A 19483-nucleotide genomic window follows, 5' to 3' on the forward strand; every position below is an offset into this window, starting at 1 on the left:
TTTCGACGGGGTTGCCGCCCCATTCCAGCCCTTGCCGTGCTTGACCTTCGCGGCGGCTGGGGCCACATGCCGGAGATGGAAACGCCGTTCTGGAAAACAAAGACGCTGGAAGCAATGAGCCCGGCCGAGTGGGAATCGCTCTGCGACGGCTGCGGCAAATGCTGCCTGTCGAAGCTCGAGGACGAGGATACTGGCGACATCTACTGGACCAGCGTCGGCTGCCGCCTGTTCGACGCGCAGAGCTGCCGCTGTTCGGACTATCACAATCGGCTCGCGCGCGTTCCCGATTGCGTCGGGCTGACGCCGCAAAATGTACGCACTATCAGCTGGCTGCCCAGCACCTGCGCCTACCGGCTGGTCGCGGAGGGGCGCGATCTCTACTGGTGGCACCGGCTGGTGTCGGGCAGTGCCGAGACGGTGCATGAGGCCGGCATGTCGATGCGGGGCCGGGTCAAGGCCAGCGAGACGGACTTGGCCCAGCCGGACGATTATTTCGACTATATGCTCGACGACGAGCCATAAGCTCGCATCGGGACGACGAGCCATAAGCTCGCATCGGGACGACGAGCCATAAGCTCGCATCGGGACGACGAGTCATAAGCTCGCACCGGGACGAGGAACCATAGCTCGCATCGGTATGCCGAGCCCTGAGGCCGGTGTCCGCAAGGCGCGCAGGAACCAGGAACCTGCGAGACGTTTGGGGCACATCGTTGGAAAACCGGCAGAAGCTTCCTTTTTCCGCCACATGAACCGCCGATGAACGGCGGGTTCGTAAATAGTTCAGACAGGCGGGTGCATTCTCCATCATCGATTTCAAGAGGACGGGCGATAGCCCGCAACAAGGAGAGAAGACCATGTTCAACACGGTGAAAACGGCAGCCCTTTCGGCACTCGTCGGCCTCGGCACGCTGGCGGCCGTTCCCGCCCATGCCGACAGCCTTTACCTGGGCTTCGGCAACAACAACGATCCTCGCTTCGGCGTCTATGCCGGCGACGACGGCTATCGCCACCGCCGCGGTGAACGCCGCGACGACTGGCGCCGCGGCTGTTCGCCCGACTGGGCCCTGAATAAGGCCGAACGCATGGGGCTGCACCGTGCCCGCATCGTCGACGTCAGCCGCCGCACGGTCAAGGTGATGGGCCGCCAGTATGGCGACCGCGTCGTCATCGTGTTCGCCAACGAGCGTGGTTGCCCGATCATCAACCGCTGAGCCTCTTAAGGCGCGACCTTCTGCGAGGGTTGGTAGCGGCATGATCTCTGCGGGTCAGTCGGCAGACACCCACCCTCTGCGAAGATCGTCCTTTTAGGATCAGACACGACCTTCTGCGAAGGTCGGTCTGGAGATATAATCCTGTCAGGATCAGTCTGGAGTAGTGGAGCCGCTTTCCTTCGGGAAGAATGCGGCTCAAAAAACCCCGCGGGAGCGATCCCGCGGGGTTTTTCATGTACCACGGCGGACGGTTCAGGGCCGGGCTCGGCCATGGACCATCGAAGGCGCTTATTTCAGTTCGAAGGTAACGGTGACCTGGACATTGTAGGCGTTCTCGCCGGCCTGCACCGGAGCAGCACCGACGGCCGCGTCGAAGGCCTTGGCGTTGATCGGCATCGGTGGCGGCGCGATGTTCTGGTCAGTGATTTCGATCACCCGGCCTATGCTGACGCCGGCGGCTTCCGCCAGCGTCTTGGCCTTGGCCATGGCGTCGGCCACCGCCTTTTTGCGCGCTTCGGTGACGGTGGCAGCCGGATTGTCGTTGGTGAAGACGATGCCGCCGCCCTGGTTGACGCCCAGCGACACCGCCTTGTCGAGGATCTCACCGGTCTTGTCGACGTCGCGCACGCGCACCGACAGCGTGTTGGTTACCTGGTAGGCGATCAATTCGGCCTCCTGGCCGCCGTCGGGCTTGTTTGTGTAGTTATAGCGCGGATTGATCTGGATGCCCGCGGTCTGGAGGTCGCGGTCCTTGATGCCGGCCGACTTCATCGCGGCGATCACGGCGGCCATGGCGTCGTTGTTGGCATCCAGTGCGGCGCGCGCCGTCTTGGCTTCGCGCATGACGCTGAGCGTCAGGACCGCCAGGTCGGGCGCTACAGTCGCCGCCCCTTCGCCCGACACCACGATACGGGGCGGTGTCGGCGACTCAGCGGCCGCTGCCAGCGCCGGAAAGGCGATGGCGGCGGCGAGTGCGAGGGGCAAAAGAGGTCTGGTCATGAAAATCTCCTCGGGTAAGCATATCCGCGTCCAGCGGGCGCACGCGGCTCCTTATGGCGCGATTATGGGCTGATTTGGACGATCGTGACCAGCGGTCCCGGAAAGCCTTGTGTCGCGATGCGAAAAACATTAATCCAGCCCGCGTGGGGCCTGTAGCTCAATGGTTAGAGCCGGCGGCTCATAACCGCTTGGTTGGGGGTTCGAGTCCCTCCGGGCCCACCATGACCATTGATTTTGTTGAAGAAAATCGACGCTTGCCCACGCCTTGCCCACGCTTTGCCCACGGCGTCTGTGACCGGCCAAGAATGCGGTCCGAAGGCGACGCCCTTAGTCACTTCGATTCCTGATCATCGGACGATCTTCAGATTGGCCCGGCGCTTCATCTGATCGCGCTTTTCTTCGCGCTGGTTGATCACTCGCGCGATGTCGACGGCAATGCGCTTCTTGTTGGCTTCGCGCACGTAGTCGTCAGTCACTGTCATCGAGGAATGCCCCATAGCGTCCATTATGGCGCGCGCCTGGACGTTGCATTCTGCCAGGTAGGTACCAAAGGTGCGACGCAGGCCATGAAGCGTATAGCCATCTGGGATTCCGGCCTGTCGGGTCCAGTGCTGCATCATGCCGGTCAAGCTCTTTTCCGAGAACGCCCGATTGTAGCCGCTCTTCAACACTGTACCGCCCTGTGTACGGTCGAGCGGTTCCAAAGCTGCTGCTAACTTGTCGACGACGGGAATGAACATCTCTCTTCCGCCGTGCCGATTGCGGTTCTTCTTCTGGCGGAAAGCAAACGCTTCGATCAACTCAAGCGAGCCGTCGAACAGTTCAATCTCCTCGGTGACGAGGTCGTCCCACTCTATGGCTGTGGCGACATGATCGCGACGCCCGCCGATCTGGTGAGCTTCATGCGCGGTCTGTTCGCTGGCAAGGTCATTTCACCGCGCTGGTTCCAGGAAATGTTCGGCTCGCGCGCGACCGTCTCTTTCCCCGGCACGCGCATGCGCGAGACCGGCGCCGGCCTGTTCCAGAGCAGCTATGGTGACGCGCTTTCTACGGCCACCAGAGCAGTATCCCGGGCTATGTCTGCGTCATGCAGCACGATTCGGACAGCGGCCTGACGATCGCCATGACAAGCAATGTCGGATCGGGCAACCGCCTGTCCTTCCAGGCCAGCGGCCTGCACGAGGTCGTCGAGCACGCGATCCGGAGCATATTGAACTGAAGCGGGAGACCTGCACGGAAATCCCGCAACCTCAGTCGGCGTCTGGCAGCGCCGGCAGGGTGCGGCCTGTCCGGATCTTGACTAACCCACCGGCTCCCGCATATGCAGGGCGGCCTGTTCCAGGGTCCAGTTTCTGACGATCTTGACGACGTTGCCTTTGGAGAGCTGGCTTTCCGAAAGGTAGTATGTCCACGGGCTGGCGGCGCGCACCGGGAAGGGCTCCATCAAGAGACCGCGAGCTATGTAGGTTCTGGCGAGCGAATATTGCGTGGCGACGCAGCCCGCGCCCATCGCCGCGAGTTCCAGCGCGATGTTGGAGGCATTCGTGGTGATGCCTTTCTCATAGTCGGAAATGTCGATCTGCAGCGCGTCGCCCATGCACTGCCAGTATTCCTGGCGTCCATGCACGAAGATCCAGTCGACGCCGAGTATGTCGCTCGGCGCCTTCAGCGCCTTGGGGCCGGACAGCAGGCTTGGCGCGCAAAGGATGGCAAGCTGGTCGCTCCACAGTTGCACGGCGCCCGGCGGCAAGTCGTCGAAGCGGCGGGTCGAGATGGTGATGTCGGCGATCTGCTCGCTGAGGTCCTCCCAGATCGTGCCGTGCAGAACGACCTCGATCTCGGGATGGACCTGGCGGAACGCGCCCATACATCCGGCCAGCCAGTTTTCGGCAAGGCTCATCGGGCAGGAGATGACGACAGTCCGGTTGCGTGACGAGGCGACGATCGCCTCCGTGGCGTGGTCGATCTGGTCGAGCGCCTGGCGCAGGGTGGGCAGGAAGGCTTCGCCCATCTCCGTCAGTTTCAGGCTGCGCGGATAGCGCACGAAGAGCTGGCGGCCGAGATAATGCTCCAGCCCCCGGACATGGTTGCTGACGGCTGCCTGTGTGTAGCCAAGCTCGCTGGCGGCGAGGGTGAAGCTCAGGTGTCGCGCCGAGCATTCGAACGAGCGGATGTAGTTCAATGGCGGAGGTGGCTTCATGGCATCGCTCCTGATCGAGCCGAAAACTAGACTGTCGCGAACGGGTTTCGCAATCGCTTGCCCTCGTTTTTTTTGTACCATGGCGCCAAACTAATCACGTGATCGGCCTGCGAGACCAAATTATTCGTAGTTATCTGGAAGCGCGCGGTTGGCGAGAGGTGGGCATCATGGACCTGCGGTTGGAACGGGGCGAGCCTGCTTGCACCGTGTTCGGGCGTGTCGCGGAGTTCGTGCTGCGCTCCCCGCAGAATTTCTTTCCAGCCGATGTCCTGAAGGCGGCCTCACTCCAGTTCCTCGATACGATGGGCATCGCCATAGCTGCCGGGCCGATGCAGGCCGGCCGCATTGCGCGGGATGCCGCCGTTTTGCTCTACGGTTGCGGAACGGACCGGCACGCCGCAAGGATGATCTTCGACGGCAGGCGGGTCAGCATCGCGGGTGCCGCCTTCGCCGCCGCGACCCAGACCGACAATCTCGACGGCCATGATGGCTACCCGCCGACCAAGGGCCATATCGGGGTTGCGGTCATCCCGGCACTGCTTGCGCTGGCAGAGGAGAAGCCAGATTTGAGCGGGATCGAAGCGCTCGCCGCGATCGTGGTCGGCTACGAAGTCGCGGGCCGCGCCGGCATCGCGTTGCACGCGACCGTTTCGGATTATCACACCTCGGGCGCCTGGAATTCCCTTGGCGTCGCTGCTGTCGCGGCCCGCCTGCTGCGGCTGAACGACACCCAGTTGCGCGACGCCTTCGGCATTGCCGAATATCATGGGCCGCGCAGCCAAATGATGCGTGAGATCGCGACGCCGACCATGCTGCACGACGGCTCCGGCATGGGCGCACAGGTCGGCCTGTCGGCCGCGGTACTCGCGCAAGCCGGGTTCGCCGGCGCTCCGGCCATCACTGTCGAGGCGCCGGAAGTGGCCCGATATTGGGCCGATCTCGGCGATTTCTGGCAGATGCCGCTACAATACGTCAAACCCTATCCCATCTGCCGCTGGGCTCACGCCGCGATCGACGCGACCCGGGCGCTATGCCTGCAGCATGGCCTGCGGCCGCAGGATATAGGCAGGATCAACGTCAACAGCTTCCACTACGCGGCGACGCTGTTCGACGGCATGCCCGACACAACTTCCAAGGCGCAATACAGCTTGGCCTTCGCCGTGGCCACGATGATCCTGTACGGTCGGATAGCGGTGGAGCATATTTCGGGCCAGGGGCTGTGCGACGGCGCGGTTGGGGAGATGCTGGGGCGCGTCGAGGTCAGCGAATCGGCGAGGCACAGCGCTCGTTTCCCGGAAGGGCGCTGGGCTGACGTGCAGATCGAGACGACAGACGGACGCTTGCTGGATTCCGGTGACGTCCACGCACGCGGCGGTCCTGAAGCGCCCATCAGCGAGGCTGATATCGTCGCCAAATACATGGAGTTCTCGGCGCCGGTTCTGGGCGAAGCCAGGGCGGCCGCGATCCGCGATGCTATACTCGGCCTGACCGGCACGGAAAGCCGGTTCTCGGACCTGTCGGCGCTCATCTACGAACCTCCAGGCGGTCTGGGTGGCCATGCCGCTTAGGCTCCTCAAATACGGGTTCAGCCGCGATTATCCGGTGACTGGCGACATTCCCCGGACGCCCGAGCTCAAGCCGTCCTATGACGTGGTGATCGTCGGCGGCGGCGGGCATGGCCTGGCGTGCGCGCACTATTTGTCGAAATATCATGGCATCACCGACATCGCGGTGCTCGAGAAGGGCTATCTGGCTGGCGGAAACACGGCGCGCAACACCACGACGATCCGCTCCAACTACATCACCCAGGAAGGCATCGCCTTCTACAAGGAAGGCGTTTCGCTGTTCGAGACGATGTCGCAGGAGCTCGACTTCAACGTCATGTTCTCGCAGCGCGGCCAGCTCACGCTTGCCCATACGGAGGCCACGCTGCGCGCCTTCGATCTGCGCGCCGAGATGGGCAAGCACATGGGCACCCGCACCGAAGTCATCGACGCAAAGGAAGTCGAAAAGCTGGTGCCGCAACTGAATATGGATCGCGGCAACGCGCTCGAGATTCTTGGCGGCCTGTGGCACGCCGACGGCGGAACAGCGCGCCACGACGCGGTCGCCTGGGGCTACGCGGCGCAGGCCTCGCGCCGCGGTGTGGAGATTCACCAGCGCACCGAGGTCCAGGGCTTTGAGGTCGAGAGTGGCAATGTCCGGGCGGTGATGACAAACCGCGGGCGCGTCGCATGCGGCGCGGTGCTCATCGCCGCTGGCGGCATGAACTACGATGTCGCGATGATGGCTGGGGTGGAGCTGCCGATCCGCTGCTATCCTTTGCAGGCGATGGTGACGCAACCGCTGAAGCCGTGGCTGCACACGCTGGTCTCGTCGGTTTCGCTGCACACCTATCTTGTGCAGTCCTCGCGCGGCGAGGTCGTCATCGGCGGTGGTTCGGATCCGTACCAGCTCTATTCGACTCGCTCGACGCTGGGCATGAAGGAACATCTGGCCGAGGGCGCTGTGCATCTTTTCCCCTTCCTGCAAGGGGTTCGGCTATTGCGGCAGTGGGCGGGCATCACCGACATGACGCCGGATTACAGCCCGATCATGGGCGCCAGCCCGCTTGCCAATCTCTGGCTCGACTGCGGATGGGGCACCTGGGGCTTCAAGGCAACGGCCGTGGCCGGAAAACGCATGGCCGAGACCATCGCCAAGGGCCGGGCGCCAGACCTGCTCAAGCCCTTCGCGCTGGAGCGCTTCGAGACCTTCCGGCTGCTCAATGAAATGGGCGCAACGGCGGCGAGCCATTGACCATGAAGCAGCTTGATTGCCCCATGAACGGCCTGCGCAACATCGACGAATTCCGGTCTTTCGGTCCGGTGCGCCAGACGCTCGATGCCGATGCGACCGCCGACGCCGACTGGGCGAAACATCTGTTTCGCGCGGACAATCGCAAGGGCGTCGTGACCGAGTGGTGGCAGCACGTGCCGAGCAATTTCTTTTTCCTGGCGGAGCGCGACGTCGTCACCAACGAGATCATCCGCACCTACGCGCCGGGCGAGGGCAATCAGGCATGACCCGGCTTGCGGCACCCTATGGCTCGCGCATCGATCGCACGCAGCCGATGCGCTTTACCTTCGAGGGCAAGTCCTATGAGGGCTTTGCCGGCGATTGCATTGCAAGCGCGCTCGCCGCTTCGGACCAGTGGGTGCTTTCCCGCTCATTTAAGTACCATCGACCGCGCGGTATCATGACCATGGCCGGCGCGGAAGCGAACACTTTGGTGCAGCTTCCGTCGGAGGCGAATGTCCCCGCCGACCTGACGCCGATTTGGGAAGGCATGACGGTGACGGCGCAGAACGTCAACGGCTCGCTGCGAAATGACCGCGACGCCATCATAGATCGGCTTGGGCGGTTCATGCCGGTTGGCTTCTACTATCGCACCTTCATGGGGCCGAGGCAGGATAGCTGGCTTCGCTTCTGGGAGCCGATGATCCGGCGCAAGGCCGGGCTCGGGATCGTCGATACTCGCGCCCCGCATTTAAGCTTCGACAAGATCGATCTTCACTGCGACCTGCTGGTCGTTGGGGCCGGACCGGCAGGCCTGGCGGCGGCGATCGCCGCCGCGCAAATCGGCGCCGACGTCGTCCTGTGCGACGAGAACCCGGAAATCGGCGGTTCACTGATCTATCGCCGCTGCGATCCGGGCGTGCTCGCCAGCCTGAGGGCTGCCGCGGCGGGATTGGCCAATCTGCGCGTCATGACCGCCACCGTCTGCAACGGCTGGTACGAGGACAACTGGCTGCCGCTGATCCAAGACAACCGGCTCTACCGCACCAGGGCTCACGAGGTGATCCTGGCAACAGGTGCCATCGAGCAGCCGGCGGTGTTCCGCAACAACGACCTGCCGGGGATCATGACCGTCGGCGCCGTGCAGAGGCTGATGCGGCACTATGCGGTGAAACCCGGCCGCCGCGCCGTCGTGCTGGCAGGCAATGACGACGGCTATGATGCCGCGTTCGACTTGATCGAGGCAGGCGTCGAACTCGCGGCCGTCGTCGATCCGAGACAGGGAGCGGGCAGCAGCGCTGGCGAGCTTCGGGCCAGGGGCGCGGAAATCATCACGGGCGCCCAGATCGATGAAGCGGCCGGAACCCGCGGCAACAAGCATGTCAGACGGGTCCGCGTCGGAAGCCGCTGGATGGACTGCGACCTCGTCGTGATGGCCGCCGGCTCGGCGCCGGCGTGGCAGGTGCCCTGTCATGCGGGCGCCAAGGTCGGCTACGACGAAGCGACCGCGCGCATGACGCTGACGCTGCCGGACGGCGCCGTCCACCTGGCTGGCGCCGTTGCCGGCAGGACGGGACTATCCTCGGCGATGGCGGATGGCCGCCGCGCCGCGCATGAGGCGCTTTGTCGGCTCGGGCACGCTGGTCTGGCCGAGCCCTCAAGTGAATTCGAACCCGAAGCCGTGGCCTGGGCACAGAAGCTGACGGGCCATGACAAGGGCCGCGACTTCGTCGATTTCGACGAGGATCTGCAGGTGAAGGATTTGCAGAACGCGATAAAGGAAGGCTATCGCGAGCTCGAGCTTGTGAAGCGCTTTTCGACCGTCGGCATGGGGCCGAGCCAAGGCAGGCATTCGGCCCTTGCCACGGCGCGCATCGTTGCCGACGCCACGGATCGCAGGGTCGGCGAAGTCGGTGTGACCACGGCGAGGCCGCCGACCGGACCGGAAAAGCTCGGCGTCCTTGCCGGCCACCATGAGCCGCTGGAGCGGCGCACCGCGCTGCATCTCCGCCATCTTGCACTAGACGCCCGCATGAAGCCGATCGGCAATTGGTGGCGGCCGTACTACTACGGGCCGGAAAGCCGGAGCGAACGCCTGATCCGCGACGAGATAGAGGCCGTCCGCAACGGCGTCGGCATGCTCGATGTCTCGACGCTGGGCAAGCTGGAGATCCGCGGTCCGGATGCCGGCGCCTTCCTCGATCGCATGTACACCATGGCCCATGCAAACCAGCCGGTCGGCCGCGTCCGCTATTGCCTGATGCTGAACGAGATGGGCACCGTAATCGACGATGGCGTCGCCTATCGCTTCGCGGATGACCAGTTCTACGTGACGGCGACGACCGGCGCGGTCGGCCGGGTACAGGCCGACATGCTGTTTTGGAACGCGCAATGGCGGCTGAAGGTCGATGTGCTCAACGTCACCGCCGGCTTTTCCGGCATCAATGTCACCGGCCCCAAGGCGCGGGAAGTCCTGCAGGCGCTCGACGGTGACATCGATTTCGCGCGCGACGCCTTTTCCTATCTGCATGGCCGTCAGGGTCGCCTGGCCGGCGTTCCGGTGCGCGTTATGCGCATCGGCTTCACCGGAGAAGTCAGCTTCGAGCTGCATTGCCCCTCGAGCTACGCCATCGCCCTTTGGGACGCGCTGGTCGCGGCGGGCGAACCCTATGGTTTGCGCCCATACGGGCTGGAAGCTTCTCGCATCATGCGGCTGGAGAAGGCACATATCCTGATCGGCCAGGACACGGATGCACTGACCACGCCCGACGAACTCGGTTTCGGCTGGGCGGTTTCGAAGAAGAAGCCGTTCTTCATCGGCAAGCGATCGATCGAGATGCGTGCCAATCTCGGAGAATCGCGCCGGCTGGTCGGTCTTTCCTTTGAAGGCTTGCGCAACATACCGGGCGAATCCTGCCTCGTGCTGCGTGGCGGCGAGCCGGTGGGGCAGGTCACCTCGGTCGGCTTCTCTCCGACGCTCGGCCATCACATCGCGCTTGCCTATGTCCACATAGACGATGCGGCGCCCGGCAGCAGGGTTGCGGTCAAGTGCCGCGACGGTGAACTGGTCGAGGCGCCGGTCGTTGGACACGCCTTCTTCGATCCGCAGAACGTTCGGCAGGAGTTGTAGCCATGGCCGTTCCCGGATCGCGCACATCTCCCTTGTCGCCAGACGGCTCGGCGGCAGAGTGCAGCTTGCCAAAGGGACGGCTGACGTTGACGGACCTGACGGCGCAGCCGCGCTTCGGCATCAAGGGGCCTGGAAGCGCCAGATGGCTGGGAGCACATGGCCTGTCCCTGCCGCCGATCAATCGCGTTGCCACGCCAGACGGCATCAGGCTGCTGCGCCTGGGAACTGAGGATTTTCTGGCGGTTGACGATAGAGCCGGCAACGCCGTCGCAAAACTCACCGACGCGTGGCAGGCTGCCGATGGCGCACGTGGTTACTGGTCCTGGCGAGAGGAAAGCTGGAGCTGGATAAGGCTCTCTGGCCCGCTGACGGAACCCGTGATGGCGCGGCTATGCGCGCTGGATTTGCGGACCGGCCGGTTCGCTGACGACGCGATCGCGCAGACGCGGGTCGCGCATATCGAGGCTGTGCTGGTGCGGGGTGAGGGAGGCTTTGACGTCTTCTTCGACATCGCATCGACGGTTTATTTCATCAGGACAGTTGCCATGGCGGCAAAGCTTGCCGCCGGCGATACGATGACCGGGGGGAGCCATTGATGAACAGCGTCCAAGGCGTAATTGCACCGATCCTGACGCCCTTCGAAAAGGACGGCAGAGTTGCCCACGATCTGTGGGTAAGCCATGCGAAATGGGTGCTTTCCCAAGGCGCACATTACCTGTCGCCTTTTGGGACGACCGGTGAGGCGTTGTCATTGTCGTTGCCTGAGCGCATGGAGGCGCTGGAATGGCTAGTCGAGGCCGGCATTTCGGCGGACCAGATGATGCCCGGCACGGGCGTTACCGCGCTGCCTGAGACAGTCGAACTTAGCAGGCATGCGCTGGAACTCGGCTGCGCCGGCGTCATGGTGCTGCCCTCGTTCTTCTACACGGCGGCCGGCGACAATGGACAGGCGCGCTACTATTCGGAACTAGCCGACAGGGTCGCCGACCCGAAGCTCAGGCTGATCCTCTACCATATCCCGCAGAACTCGGGCGTGCCGGTCTCGCCGGCGCTAGCGGCGCGGCTCAATGAAGCCTTTCCCGACACGGTCGTCGCGTACAAGGACAGCGGCGGAAGCTGGGACAATACCGCCGCCGTCATCGCGGCGGCGCCGAACCTCTCGGTGTTCCCGAGTTCCGAAGGTCAGCTCACCCAGGGACTAGCCGCCGGCGCGGCGGGCTGCATCTCTGCTTCCGTCAATCTCAACGCGAAGGCGATCCGTGCGCTCTACGACAATGCGCGCGCAGGGCGCGACATCGCGTCCGCCAATGTCTCCATAAAGGCGTTTCGCAAGGCGGTGCAGGATGCCGGGCTGATCCCCGGCATGAAGGCTGCCCTTGCCGTCCGCTCCGGCGATCACCGCTGGCTCAATTTGAGGGCGCCGCACGAGAACGCCACCGTGCTGGCGGGCAAGGCCCTGCTCGACGCGCTGGGGCCTCTTGCCGATCACATTCCCGGCCCGAGGCGAGGCTGAGATGTCCGCGCGGCCGACCGTAATCGTCAGTGCCGACTCGCTGGAAGGGCCGATGGCCGTCCTTGCCGAAACCCATCCCGACATCACGGTGCATGGCTGCGACAATTACCAGGCGCTTCCGGCCTTGATTTCGGAAACCGGCGCCGAAGTGGTCTTCAGCATCAGGTTTGGCCAGCGCTCACTCTATCCGCGCAAGGCGGTGGTTGAGAATCCGACCGTGCGCTGGGTTTCGGTGGGCGGTTCCGGCACCGATCACCTGCGCCCCTGGGATCCCGCAAAGGTGATGGTGACCAATTCGGCCGGCGTGGCCGCCGACATGATGGCGGAATACGTCTTTGGCGCGATGCTGTCGTTTTCGCTTGGCCTGCGTGGCTTCGCACGCAACCAGGCGGCCGGCAACTGGACCGCGGCCAAGGTCGAGCCGATCCTGGGCAGGACTTTGCTTATCCTCGGCCTCGGCAAGACGGGGCAGGCGGTCGCCGCCCGTGCCAAGGCATTCGGCATGACGACGCTGGGTGTACGCGCGAACCCGAAACCGACCGACCATATCGATGAAGTGCACGCCATAGCGGATCTGCCCAGACTTTGGGGCCGTGCCGATTTCATCCTGTGTGCCGTGCCCCTGCTCGACAGCACCCGCGGCCTTGTCGGCAAGGAAGCCTTCGCGGCGATGAAACCTTCGGTCGTGCTGATCGACGTGTCCCGTGGCTTCGTCGTCGACGAGGCGGCGCTTCTCGCGGTGCTCGATGCCGGACGGATCAAGGGCGCGGCGCTCGACGTCTTTGCGACAGAGCCGCTGCCGCAATCGCACCCGCTATGGGGCTACGACAACGTGATCGTCACGCCGCATTGCTCTTCGGTCTATGACGGCTGGGATGTGAAGTCGGTGCGCATGTTCGCCGACAATCTGGCCCGCTACCGGCGTGGCGAGCCGCTGAACAATGTCGTCGATCCCAAACGCGGTTACTAGGAGGACAGGCCGATGACAACGCATGACAGGCGAAGCGGTGGACGGCGCACCAGAGCAGCGGGGCGCAGCGGCGGCGGCATCGCGCAACTGCCCTGGCAGAGCGTGACGAACCCTTACGCGCCGATGCGGATGCTGGACGAGGAGCAGATGGACAAGCTGCATCGCACCTCGATGCGGATACTTTCCGAGCTCGGCATCCGGGTGATGGGCGAGAAGGTGATGAGCATCTTCGAAGCCGCGGGAGCCATAGTCGACCGAGAGGAAAGCACGATCCGCATCGACGAGAGCATCGTGACCGAAGCGCTGAAGAGCGCGCCGTCGTGCTTCACGATCACATCGCGCAATCCGGAGAAGAGGATCAGGCTCGGTGGCAATTCGCTGGCGTTCGGCCTCGTTGCCGGCCCGCCCAACGTGCACGATCGCATCAACGGCCGGCGGCAAGGCAATCTCGCGGATTACGAGAATTTCATCCGCCTCGCGCACCACTTCAATGCCATCCACATCATCGGCAACCAGGTCGTGGCGCCGATGGAATTGCCGGCAAACTCCCGGCATCTCGACACCTACCGCGCAAACCTGACGCTTTCCGATTTGGGCTTCCACGCCTCCGCGATAGGACGTGGCCGCGCCATGGACAGCATCAACATGATGGCGATCACGCGCGGCATTCCGGTTGAGGAGATGAGGTCTTCGCCGGGCGTCACAACCATCATCTCCGTGAACTCGCCGCGCCTGTTCGACGAGGCGATGGCGGAGGGACTGATCGCCATGGCAGAGCACGGCCAGCCGGTGACAATCACGCCGTTCACGCTGATGGGCGCGATGACCCCGGTCACGCTGGCCGCCGCCCTGGCGCAGCAGAATGCCGAAGCACTTTTCGGCGTGACGCTGACGCAACTGATCAATCCCGGCACGCCGGTGATGTACGGCGCCTTCACCTCGAACGTCGACATGCGCTCCGGCGCGCCTGCCTTCGGCACGCCCGAAAATGCCAAAGCCAACATCGTCGCCGGCCAGTTGGCCCGCCGCTACAATCTGCCGTACCGCACCTCAAATGCGAATGCGTCGAACGTCGTCGACCTGCAGGCCGCCTACGAAACCGAGATGGCGACCTGGGGCGCGGTGCTCGGCGGCGCGAACCTGATCTATCACGCCGCCGGCTGGCTCGAGGGCGGGCTGACGGCCTCCTACGAGAAGCTGATCCTCGATGTCGAGATCCTGCAGAACATGATGGAGTTCCTGCGGCCGATGCCCTTCGAGGAGGACGACCTTGGCTTCGAGGCGATCAAGTCGGTGCCGACCGGAGGCCATTTCTTCGGCTCCGAGCACACCATGGCGCGCTACGAGACCGCTTTCTACCGACCGATGCTGTCGAACTGGCAGAACTACGGCGCCTGGCAGGAAGCCGGTGGCCATGACGCGCTGGAACGGGCGACCCAGCTCTGGCAGCAGGCGCTGGCCGAATATGAAGAGCCCGTCCTGGACCCCGCGGTCCGTGAGGAACTGGATGACTACGTGGCGCGCCGGAGACTTGAGATCGGCGACCAGGAGCCCTGATCGACTTCAAACAGACGGAGTGGACTGGCATGACCAAACTGCATCTGCTCGGTACCGCGATCGCTCTTGCCCTGACGGCGTCTGCGCAAGCCGCCGACGTCAAGGTCATCAACGACGACGCCTGGTTCGCGGAAGGCCCGATCTGGTACCAGGACAAGCTGTTCTACGTCGAATACGGGCGCAACACCGTCGATGTGTGGGATGGCAAGAAGAACGAAATCTTCTGGAAAATGGACGGCTGCGGGCCCTCGGCGGTCCTGCCGACCGCCAAGGGCGAGTTCGTCGTAACCTGCTACGACAGCAACTCGATCGGCCGCATTTCGGCCGATGGCAAGACCCTCGATGCCTACGACAAGGACAAGGACGGCAAGCCGTTCAGCGGCCCCAACGACTTCGCGCCGGACAAGGATGGCGGAATCTATTTCACCGGCTCGGGCAAGGGCGGCGCTGCGATCGACGCATCGGCCTACTACATCGGCAAGGACGGCAGCGTGGCGAAGGTCGCGGACGACCTGCACAACGCCAACGGCCTGGTCATGTCGAACGACGGCAAGATCCTCTATCTGGTCGAAACGGAAGACAACCGCATCATCGAATTCGATGTCGCCGCCGACCATAGCCTGAGCACAGGCGCGTCTTCCTGCGGCTGGACGACCTGTTCCCGGACCAGCCGCATATCTGGCCGGACGGCATCAAGATGGACAACGCCGGCGAGATGTATATCGGCCAGAGCCCGCGCTCGCTCGACGCACCCGGCAAGATCATCGTCGTCGATAAGGACGCCAAGTTTCTTCGCACGCTGTCGGTGCCGTCCCCGTCGATGCCGAACTTCGCATTCGGTCCGGACGAGAAGGAACTCTACGTCATGGCCTTGGACCAGATCGACGCTGCGCCATGGCACGGCAAGGTCTATGAGATACCGAACAAGTAGCCGTTATCGAGCACGACTTATCGGTTCGCGACATGCAGGCTGGATGGCCGGTCAACCCGCCATCCAGCCGCCGTCGACCATCAGATTGACGCCGGTCATGTAAGTGGACAGGTCGCTAGCGAGGAACAGGGCTGCGCCGGCGACGTCGTTCGGCTGGCCGAGCCGCGGCCATGGCGTGCGAAGGCGCGAATAGTCGAGGGCGTCGGGATCGTTGGCGACGCCCGGCTTGCCGGTGATGATCTTGCCGGGCGCCACGGCGTTGCAGACGACCAGGTCTTCGGCGTGGTCGACAGCGATCTGGCGCGTCATCTGGACGATGGCCCCCTTGCTCACCGAATAGGGGAAGTCCCCGGGGCAAGCCACCATGCCGTGCTGCGAGGATATGTTGACGATGCGGCCGCGCACGCCGTTCACCGGCTCCTGCCTGAGCATCTGCAATACCGCGTGCTTCGAACAGTAGAAGAAGCCGGTGACGTTGACCGCCATGACCTTCGCCCACTGTTCTAGCGTGGTCTGGGTCAAAGTCGTCGAGGTGTAGATGGCTGCATTGTTGACCAGCACGTCGAGCCGACCGAAATGGCGGATTGCCTGCTGCGTCATGTCTTCGACCGCGCCGTTGTCCGAAATGTCGACGAACAGGAAGATCGCCTCGCCGCTTGCCGATTGGATGGCCTGAGCGGTCGGCTCTCCGCCTTCGATAGGCTCTTCGCGCACATCGGCCACGACGACCCGCGCGCCTTCCTGCGCATAGCGCCGCGCGATGGCCCGGCCGATGCCGGAGCTCCCGCCAGTGACGATTGCTACCTTGCCTTCCATAATACCCATGTCGCTGCCTTAGCCTTCCCGCCGCGCCACCTGGCCTTGCCCCGGCCGGGTCAAAATGCCGTGGCGGACGATTTCCACGCCTCGAAGAAATACCTGCCGCAAAGTTGCCGACACGCTCCAACTGTCGAACGGTGTATAATTCGCTTTGGATTTCTGGTCCGCGTTGCGCACGGTGAAAGTCCGCTTGGGGTCGAGAAGCAGGATATCGGCGTCGAACCCGACGGCGAGCCGGCCTTTGCGCTTGCCCAGCCCGAAACGGTCGGCGGGGTTGGCCGCGCACATCCGCACGATATCGGAGATGCCGATCAGGCCTTCGTCTGCCAGCTTCAGCATCACGGGCAGCAGCGTCTGCAAACCTGGCATGCCACCTGGAATATCGGCGAATGCGGGATAGGCGGCGGCCTTTTCCCGTGGGCTGTGCGGCGCATGGTCTGTGCCGATGACATCGATCATGCCAGAGGCAACGGCCTCGCGCAGGCGTCGGACATCTTCCGGCGATCGCAACGGTGGCGAGCCCTTCAGCGCGGCTCCCTGGGTCTCATAGTCGTGCGCCGTGAAAAACAGGCTTTGTGGCGTTGTCTCGACGCTGGCATCGGCCAGATCCCGCAGGCGGTGCCACGTCTCGACACCGAGCGCCGAATTGATCTGCCGCACATGGATACGGGCGCCGGCCTCGGTCGCTGCCAGCACGGCGCGGGCAATGCCGTTGGCCTCCGCCGCCGGTGGCCTGCTCTTCAGGAACGCCGCTATGTGGCCGTCATGGTCACGTGCCATGCTGCCTTCGAGCAGCGATTGGTCGCCGGGCGACACCCCGATTGTCGTGCCGAAAGGCACCATCACCTTCAGGGCTTGCAGCACCGCATCCGTCGTCTGGAACAGAAAATCCTTTGGGACGTCGGCGGTGAAAAGCTCGAACGAGACCGGCGCCATTTCGGCCACGGCGGCGATCAGGCCAAAATCCTTGGTAAGCACGGCCTGGAAACCCACATCGACATTCAGTTTTCCGGTCGTCAGCGCCATCTTGTCGGCGAGTTGATCCGCCGTCGCCGTCCAGGGCTCGTCTGTCGGCATGTCGAGCACGGTCGTCACCCCGCCGAGTGCGGCCGCATGCGTGCCGGATGAAAAGTCCTCCTTGTGGGTCAGTCCCGGTTCCCTGAGATGCGCATGCGCATCCATCAGCCCAGGCAACAGGAAACAGCCGGCGGCGTCGATCAGGGTGCGCGCCTCGGCGGATTCTCCGGGCTGGACCAGGGCGGCGATCCTGCCGCCATGGATCGCGACGTTGCGGCGCGCTTCTCCATCGGCATTGATGATCGTGGCGCCTGTGATGAGCGTCTCAAACATGAAGCATCTCCGCGCTGCTAGCGGCCCTGTCTGCGGGTAAAACTGTCCTGATTGTCAATCCAGTAGCGGGCGATGTCGGCCCGGCGCATGAAGATAACGCCAGGCGTTTTCTGTATATGCTCGATGACCGCCCGCAGGCCCGCAGCCCGGTTCGGCTGACCCATCCAGCGCGCGTGCACGCAGATGTTCAGCATGCGCCCGCCGGTCTCGTCGGCTTCCCAAAGCATGTAGTCGATCGCCGAGCGGCAATCCTCGGCGAAGTCGTGCGGGTTGCTGTAGCCCGGCGCGATGAGGAAGCGGCTGTCGTTGAGCGTCTTGGAATAGGGCACGACCAGGATGCGCTGGCCGCCATGGTCGACGAAATAGGGCAATTCGTCGTTGCAGGGGTCGGAGTGATAGAGAAAGCCGCCCTCTCGCACCAGCAGGTCACGTGTGTTGACACTCGGGAACGACCGGCAATTCCAGCCCAGCGGCCGGCGGCCAAGCACCTTCTGGTAGAGCGTGATCGCCTCGTGCAACTGCCGTTCCTCTTCCTCGCGCGGCATGCCGGGATAGTCGGTCCAGCGCAGCCCATGCCCGAGCAGGTCGTGGCCGCGCGCATTCATCCATTCGGCGACGGCGCGGTTCTTCTCCAGCGCCACCGCGCAGGCCGAAACCGTGATCGGCACGTTGTAGCGGTCGAAAAGCCGAGCGAGCCGCCAGACGCCGACCCGGCTGCCATATTCGAAATGCGTCTCGGTGCCGAGGTCGCGGTGCGGTGATGTGCCGTTGTTGTTGTACTCGCCCCAATTGTCGTTGCGGCCGTCGTCCAGCCAGTTGTATTCCGAGCCTTCCTCGTAGTTCAGCACGAGGTTGATCGCGACCTTCGCGCCACCCGGCCAGATCACATAGGGCGGGTTCGCCCCATAGCCTACGAAGTCGCGCGGCTGGGCGTTCGCCGGATGTGAAGCAGCGTTCGGCGCCATGGCAATCCCTCTCAATTCGTCTCGTTGGCGGAAATCCAATCCATATAGGCGTGGAAGGCTTCCTTGCCGGGGCGCGGCCGCCACCCGGTGTCGCGCATGATCCGGGCGATATCGTAGGCCCCCCACATACCGCCTTTCAGTGACGTGTCCTGGACGATATTGGCATCGTCGCCGGCGCTGACCTCGGCCTTCAAACCTGGAACCCGCTCGCGCGTCCACCCGATGATGTCGCCGATCGTCTGGCTGCCGCCGGAACCGATATTGTAGTGGCGATAATTGAGGCGCGGCGCGTCGATCAGCGCCAGAATGGCAGCGGCGACATCGGTGGAAGTGACGTAGTCGCCGACCGATTCAAGGCTGTTCGGCCTGATCGTCTCACCGGCCAATGCCATGTGCGCGACGCGGTTTGGAACATGGCGGAAATTCCGGCTCTCCGTGGCGCGGTCCATCGGCCCGTAGACGGACGCGAGACGCACCGAGATCGCCGACAGACCGAACAGGTCGGCGTACCGATTGGCCACCATTTCGGAGGCGAATTTGGAGATGCCGTAGAGCGTGAGCGGCGCGACATAGCCGTCCTCTGGCAGCGGCTCGCCGCTCCAGTCCGGCCCGTTGTGCCGGTAGACGGAGCCGGAACTGACATAGACGAAGCGCTTCAGGGCAGGCCGCGTGCGCGCCCAGTCCAGCATGCGCACCGTGCCCATGAGATTGACGTCGACGATGCGCGCCGGGTCCTCGGCCTCAGGCTGCCGCTTGGCTTCCGAAGCGCTGCCGCGCGAGATCGAGGTGATGGTCGCACCGTGCACGATGGCCGAGATGTTCTGCCCGTCCAGCGCGGCGGACCATGTCTTCGGGTCGAGAATATCGGCGCTGACGACGATGAGCCTATCGCGCACCGGCGCGAAATGCTTTTCGGCGGCCGCGTCGAGATTGGACCGGTCCAGGATCACAGCCCGCGCGGTCGGGTCGCGGTCGAGCCAGGCGCGGGCGACGACGCTCATGACGAAGCCGGTGCCGCCAGTGACGAGCAGGGTCATCGGATCAACCTCCAATACCGGAA

20 protein-coding genes and 1 tRNA gene are annotated in these 19483 nt (G+C 63.9%); 14 read left to right on the top strand and 7 right to left on the bottom strand.

The features are described from left to right. Positions 1–75: 75 nt before the first annotated feature. Both LB532_RS20275 and LB532_RS20280 read left to right on the top strand, forming a co-directional pair. On the top strand, positions 76–522 hold the full coding sequence (locus LB532_RS20275; RefSeq protein ID WP_140639840.1) for a YcgN family cysteine cluster protein: 447 nt from the start codon (positions 76–78) through the stop codon (positions 520–522). Between the two features lie 332 nt (positions 523–854). After that, positions 855–1211 (top strand): hypothetical protein, encoded by a 357-nt coding sequence (locus tag LB532_RS20280; RefSeq protein WP_140639612.1) that lies wholly within the window; start codon positions 855–857, stop codon positions 1209–1211. 288 nt (positions 1212–1499) lie between these two features. Here LB532_RS20280 and LB532_RS20285 read toward each other — a convergent pair whose 3' ends face one another. Next, positions 1500–2210 (bottom strand): SIMPL domain-containing protein, encoded by a 711-nt coding sequence (locus LB532_RS20285; protein ID WP_140524832.1) that lies wholly within the window; start codon positions 2208–2210, stop codon positions 1500–1502. A 146-nt stretch (positions 2211–2356) separates the two neighbouring features. Between LB532_RS20285 and LB532_RS20290 the strand changes: the two genes are divergently transcribed. Beyond that, positions 2357–2432: transfer RNA gene (locus LB532_RS20290), tRNA-Ile, on the top strand. 125 nt (positions 2433–2557) lie between these two features. On the opposite strand, the gene LB532_RS20295 is transcribed toward LB532_RS20290, so the two are convergent. Further along, positions 2558–2950, bottom strand: coding sequence for a site-specific integrase (locus tag LB532_RS20295; protein ID WP_246674435.1), 393 nt, complete (start codon positions 2948–2950; stop codon positions 2558–2560). Between the two features lie 12 nt (positions 2951–2962). On the opposite strand from LB532_RS20295, the gene LB532_RS20300 reads away from it, so the two are divergent. Further along, positions 2963–3325, top strand: a complete 363-nt coding sequence (locus LB532_RS20300; RefSeq protein WP_224557111.1) for a hypothetical protein — start codon at positions 2963–2965, stop codon at positions 3323–3325. After that, entirely contained in the window at positions 3298–3429 is a 132-nt protein-coding gene (locus LB532_RS30085; RefSeq protein ID WP_263487743.1) for a hypothetical protein, read from the top strand. Before LB532_RS20300 ends, LB532_RS30085 begins: the two co-directional genes overlap by 28 nt. Before the next feature lie 81 nt (positions 3430–3510). Here LB532_RS30085 and LB532_RS20305 read toward each other — a convergent pair whose 3' ends face one another. Next, positions 3511–4410, bottom strand: a complete 900-nt coding sequence (locus LB532_RS20305; RefSeq protein ID WP_140639611.1) for a LysR substrate-binding domain-containing protein — start codon at positions 4408–4410, stop codon at positions 3511–3513. A 167-nt stretch (positions 4411–4577) separates the two neighbouring features. Between LB532_RS20305 and LB532_RS20310 the strand changes: the two genes are divergently transcribed. From LB532_RS20310 to LB532_RS20350, 9 genes are read left to right on the top strand one after another with little or no spacing between them, the layout of a single operon-like run. Next, positions 4578–5978, top strand: coding sequence for an MmgE/PrpD family protein (locus LB532_RS20310; RefSeq protein ID WP_140639610.1), 1401 nt, complete (start codon positions 4578–4580; stop codon positions 5976–5978). Next, complete coding sequence (locus tag LB532_RS20315) at positions 5968–7209, top strand: FAD-dependent oxidoreductase (protein ID WP_140639609.1); 1242 nt, start codon at positions 5968–5970, stop codon at positions 7207–7209. Before LB532_RS20310 ends, LB532_RS20315 begins: the two co-directional genes overlap by 11 nt. A gap of 2 nt (positions 7210–7211) precedes the next feature. After that, positions 7212–7475 (top strand): sarcosine oxidase subunit delta, encoded by a 264-nt coding sequence (locus LB532_RS20320; protein ID WP_140639608.1) that lies wholly within the window; start codon positions 7212–7214, stop codon positions 7473–7475. Continuing rightward, positions 7472–10318 (top strand): 2Fe-2S iron-sulfur cluster-binding protein, encoded by a 2847-nt coding sequence (locus LB532_RS20325; protein ID WP_140639607.1) that lies wholly within the window; start codon positions 7472–7474, stop codon positions 10316–10318. Before LB532_RS20320 ends, LB532_RS20325 begins: the two co-directional genes overlap by 4 nt. Before the next feature lie 2 nt (positions 10319–10320). Beyond that, positions 10321–10914, top strand: coding sequence for a hypothetical protein (locus tag LB532_RS20330; RefSeq protein ID WP_140639606.1), 594 nt, complete (start codon positions 10321–10323; stop codon positions 10912–10914). After that, the gene (locus LB532_RS20335; RefSeq protein ID WP_140639605.1) at positions 10914–11831 is read left to right on the top strand and encodes a dihydrodipicolinate synthase family protein; all 918 of its coding nucleotides are present in this window, start codon (positions 10914–10916) and stop codon (positions 11829–11831) included. Before LB532_RS20330 ends, LB532_RS20335 begins: the two co-directional genes overlap by 1 nt. Before the next feature lies 1 nt (position 11832). Next, positions 11833–12801 carry a D-2-hydroxyacid dehydrogenase gene (locus tag LB532_RS20340; protein ID WP_140639604.1) on the top strand — a complete coding sequence of 323 codons (969 nt, stop codon included), beginning with the start codon at positions 11833–11835 and terminating at the stop codon, positions 12799–12801. 12 nt (positions 12802–12813) lie between these two features. Further along, positions 12814–14358, top strand: coding sequence for a trimethylamine methyltransferase family protein (locus tag LB532_RS20345; RefSeq protein ID WP_140639603.1), 1545 nt, complete (start codon positions 12814–12816; stop codon positions 14356–14358). 29 nt (positions 14359–14387) lie between these two features. Continuing rightward, positions 14388–15392 (top strand): SMP-30/gluconolactonase/LRE family protein, encoded by a 1005-nt coding sequence (locus tag LB532_RS20350; RefSeq protein ID WP_140639602.1) that lies wholly within the window; start codon positions 14388–14390, stop codon positions 15390–15392. Here LB532_RS20350 and LB532_RS20355 read toward each other — a convergent pair. From LB532_RS20355 to LB532_RS20370, 4 genes are read right to left on the bottom strand one after another with little or no spacing between them, the layout of a single operon-like run. Further along, the gene (locus LB532_RS20355; RefSeq protein ID WP_140639601.1) at positions 15341–16114 is read right to left on the bottom strand and encodes an SDR family NAD(P)-dependent oxidoreductase; all 774 of its coding nucleotides are present in this window, start codon (positions 16112–16114) and stop codon (positions 15341–15343) included. The genes LB532_RS20350 and LB532_RS20355 overlap by 52 nt on opposite strands. A 9-nt stretch (positions 16115–16123) precedes the next feature. Next, on the bottom strand, positions 16124–17458 hold the full coding sequence (locus LB532_RS20360; protein WP_140639600.1) for a dihydroorotase: 1335 nt from the start codon (positions 17456–17458) through the stop codon (positions 16124–16126). Positions 17459–17475: 17 nt separating this feature from the next. Next, positions 17476–18423 carry a polysaccharide deacetylase family protein gene (locus tag LB532_RS20365; RefSeq protein ID WP_140639599.1) on the bottom strand — a complete coding sequence of 316 codons (948 nt, stop codon included), beginning with the start codon at positions 18421–18423 and terminating at the stop codon, positions 17476–17478. Between the two features lie 11 nt (positions 18424–18434). After that, positions 18435–19460, bottom strand: coding sequence for an NAD-dependent epimerase/dehydratase family protein (locus LB532_RS20370; protein ID WP_140639598.1), 1026 nt, complete (start codon positions 19458–19460; stop codon positions 18435–18437). Positions 19461–19483 lie beyond the last annotated feature (23 nt).

This window comes from Mesorhizobium sp. ESP-6-2 (assembly GCF_020164675.1).
In the GTDB taxonomy this organism is placed as follows: Bacteria; Pseudomonadota; Alphaproteobacteria; order Rhizobiales; family Rhizobiaceae; genus Mesorhizobium.

Excerpts from the sequence above, each read along its gene's own strand:
- LB532_RS20350 (WP_140639602.1), top strand. The coding sequence starts at position 14,388 with ATGACCAAACTGCATCTGCTCGGTACCGCGATCGCTCTTGCCCTGACG.
- LB532_RS20295 (WP_246674435.1), bottom strand. The coding sequence starts at position 2,950 with ATGTTCATTCCCGTCGTCGACAAGTTAGCAGCAGCTTTGGAACCGCTC.
- LB532_RS20360 (WP_140639600.1), bottom strand. The coding sequence starts at position 17,458 with ATGTTTGAGACGCTCATCACAGGCGCCACGATCATCAATGCCGATGGA.
- LB532_RS20365 (WP_140639599.1), bottom strand. The coding sequence starts at position 18,423 with ATGGCGCCGAACGCTGCTTCACATCCGGCGAACGCCCAGCCGCGCGAC.
- LB532_RS20335 (WP_140639605.1), top strand. The coding sequence starts at position 10,914 with ATGAACAGCGTCCAAGGCGTAATTGCACCGATCCTGACGCCCTTCGAA.
- LB532_RS20285 (WP_140524832.1), bottom strand. The coding sequence starts at position 2,210 with ATGACCAGACCTCTTTTGCCCCTCGCACTCGCCGCCGCCATCGCCTTT.
- LB532_RS20320 (WP_140639608.1), top strand. The coding sequence starts at position 7,212 with ATGAAGCAGCTTGATTGCCCCATGAACGGCCTGCGCAACATCGACGAA.
- LB532_RS30085 (WP_263487743.1), top strand. The coding sequence starts at position 3,298 with ATGCAGCACGATTCGGACAGCGGCCTGACGATCGCCATGACAAGCAAT.
- LB532_RS20275 (WP_140639840.1), top strand. The coding sequence starts at position 76 with ATGGAAACGCCGTTCTGGAAAACAAAGACGCTGGAAGCAATGAGCCCG.
- LB532_RS20305 (WP_140639611.1), bottom strand. The coding sequence starts at position 4,410 with ATGAAGCCACCTCCGCCATTGAACTACATCCGCTCGTTCGAATGCTCG.
- LB532_RS20370 (WP_140639598.1), bottom strand. The coding sequence starts at position 19,460 with ATGACCCTGCTCGTCACTGGCGGCACCGGCTTCGTCATGAGCGTCGTC.
- LB532_RS20310 (WP_140639610.1), top strand. The coding sequence starts at position 4,578 with ATGGACCTGCGGTTGGAACGGGGCGAGCCTGCTTGCACCGTGTTCGGG.
- LB532_RS20315 (WP_140639609.1), top strand. The coding sequence starts at position 5,968 with ATGCCGCTTAGGCTCCTCAAATACGGGTTCAGCCGCGATTATCCGGTG.
- LB532_RS20340 (WP_140639604.1), top strand. The coding sequence starts at position 11,833 with ATGTCCGCGCGGCCGACCGTAATCGTCAGTGCCGACTCGCTGGAAGGG.
- LB532_RS20325 (WP_140639607.1), top strand. The coding sequence starts at position 7,472 with ATGACCCGGCTTGCGGCACCCTATGGCTCGCGCATCGATCGCACGCAG.
- LB532_RS20355 (WP_140639601.1), bottom strand. The coding sequence starts at position 16,114 with ATGGGTATTATGGAAGGCAAGGTAGCAATCGTCACTGGCGGGAGCTCC.
- LB532_RS20280 (WP_140639612.1), top strand. The coding sequence starts at position 855 with ATGTTCAACACGGTGAAAACGGCAGCCCTTTCGGCACTCGTCGGCCTC.
- LB532_RS20330 (WP_140639606.1), top strand. The coding sequence starts at position 10,321 with ATGGCCGTTCCCGGATCGCGCACATCTCCCTTGTCGCCAGACGGCTCG.
- LB532_RS20345 (WP_140639603.1), top strand. The coding sequence starts at position 12,814 with ATGACAACGCATGACAGGCGAAGCGGTGGACGGCGCACCAGAGCAGCG.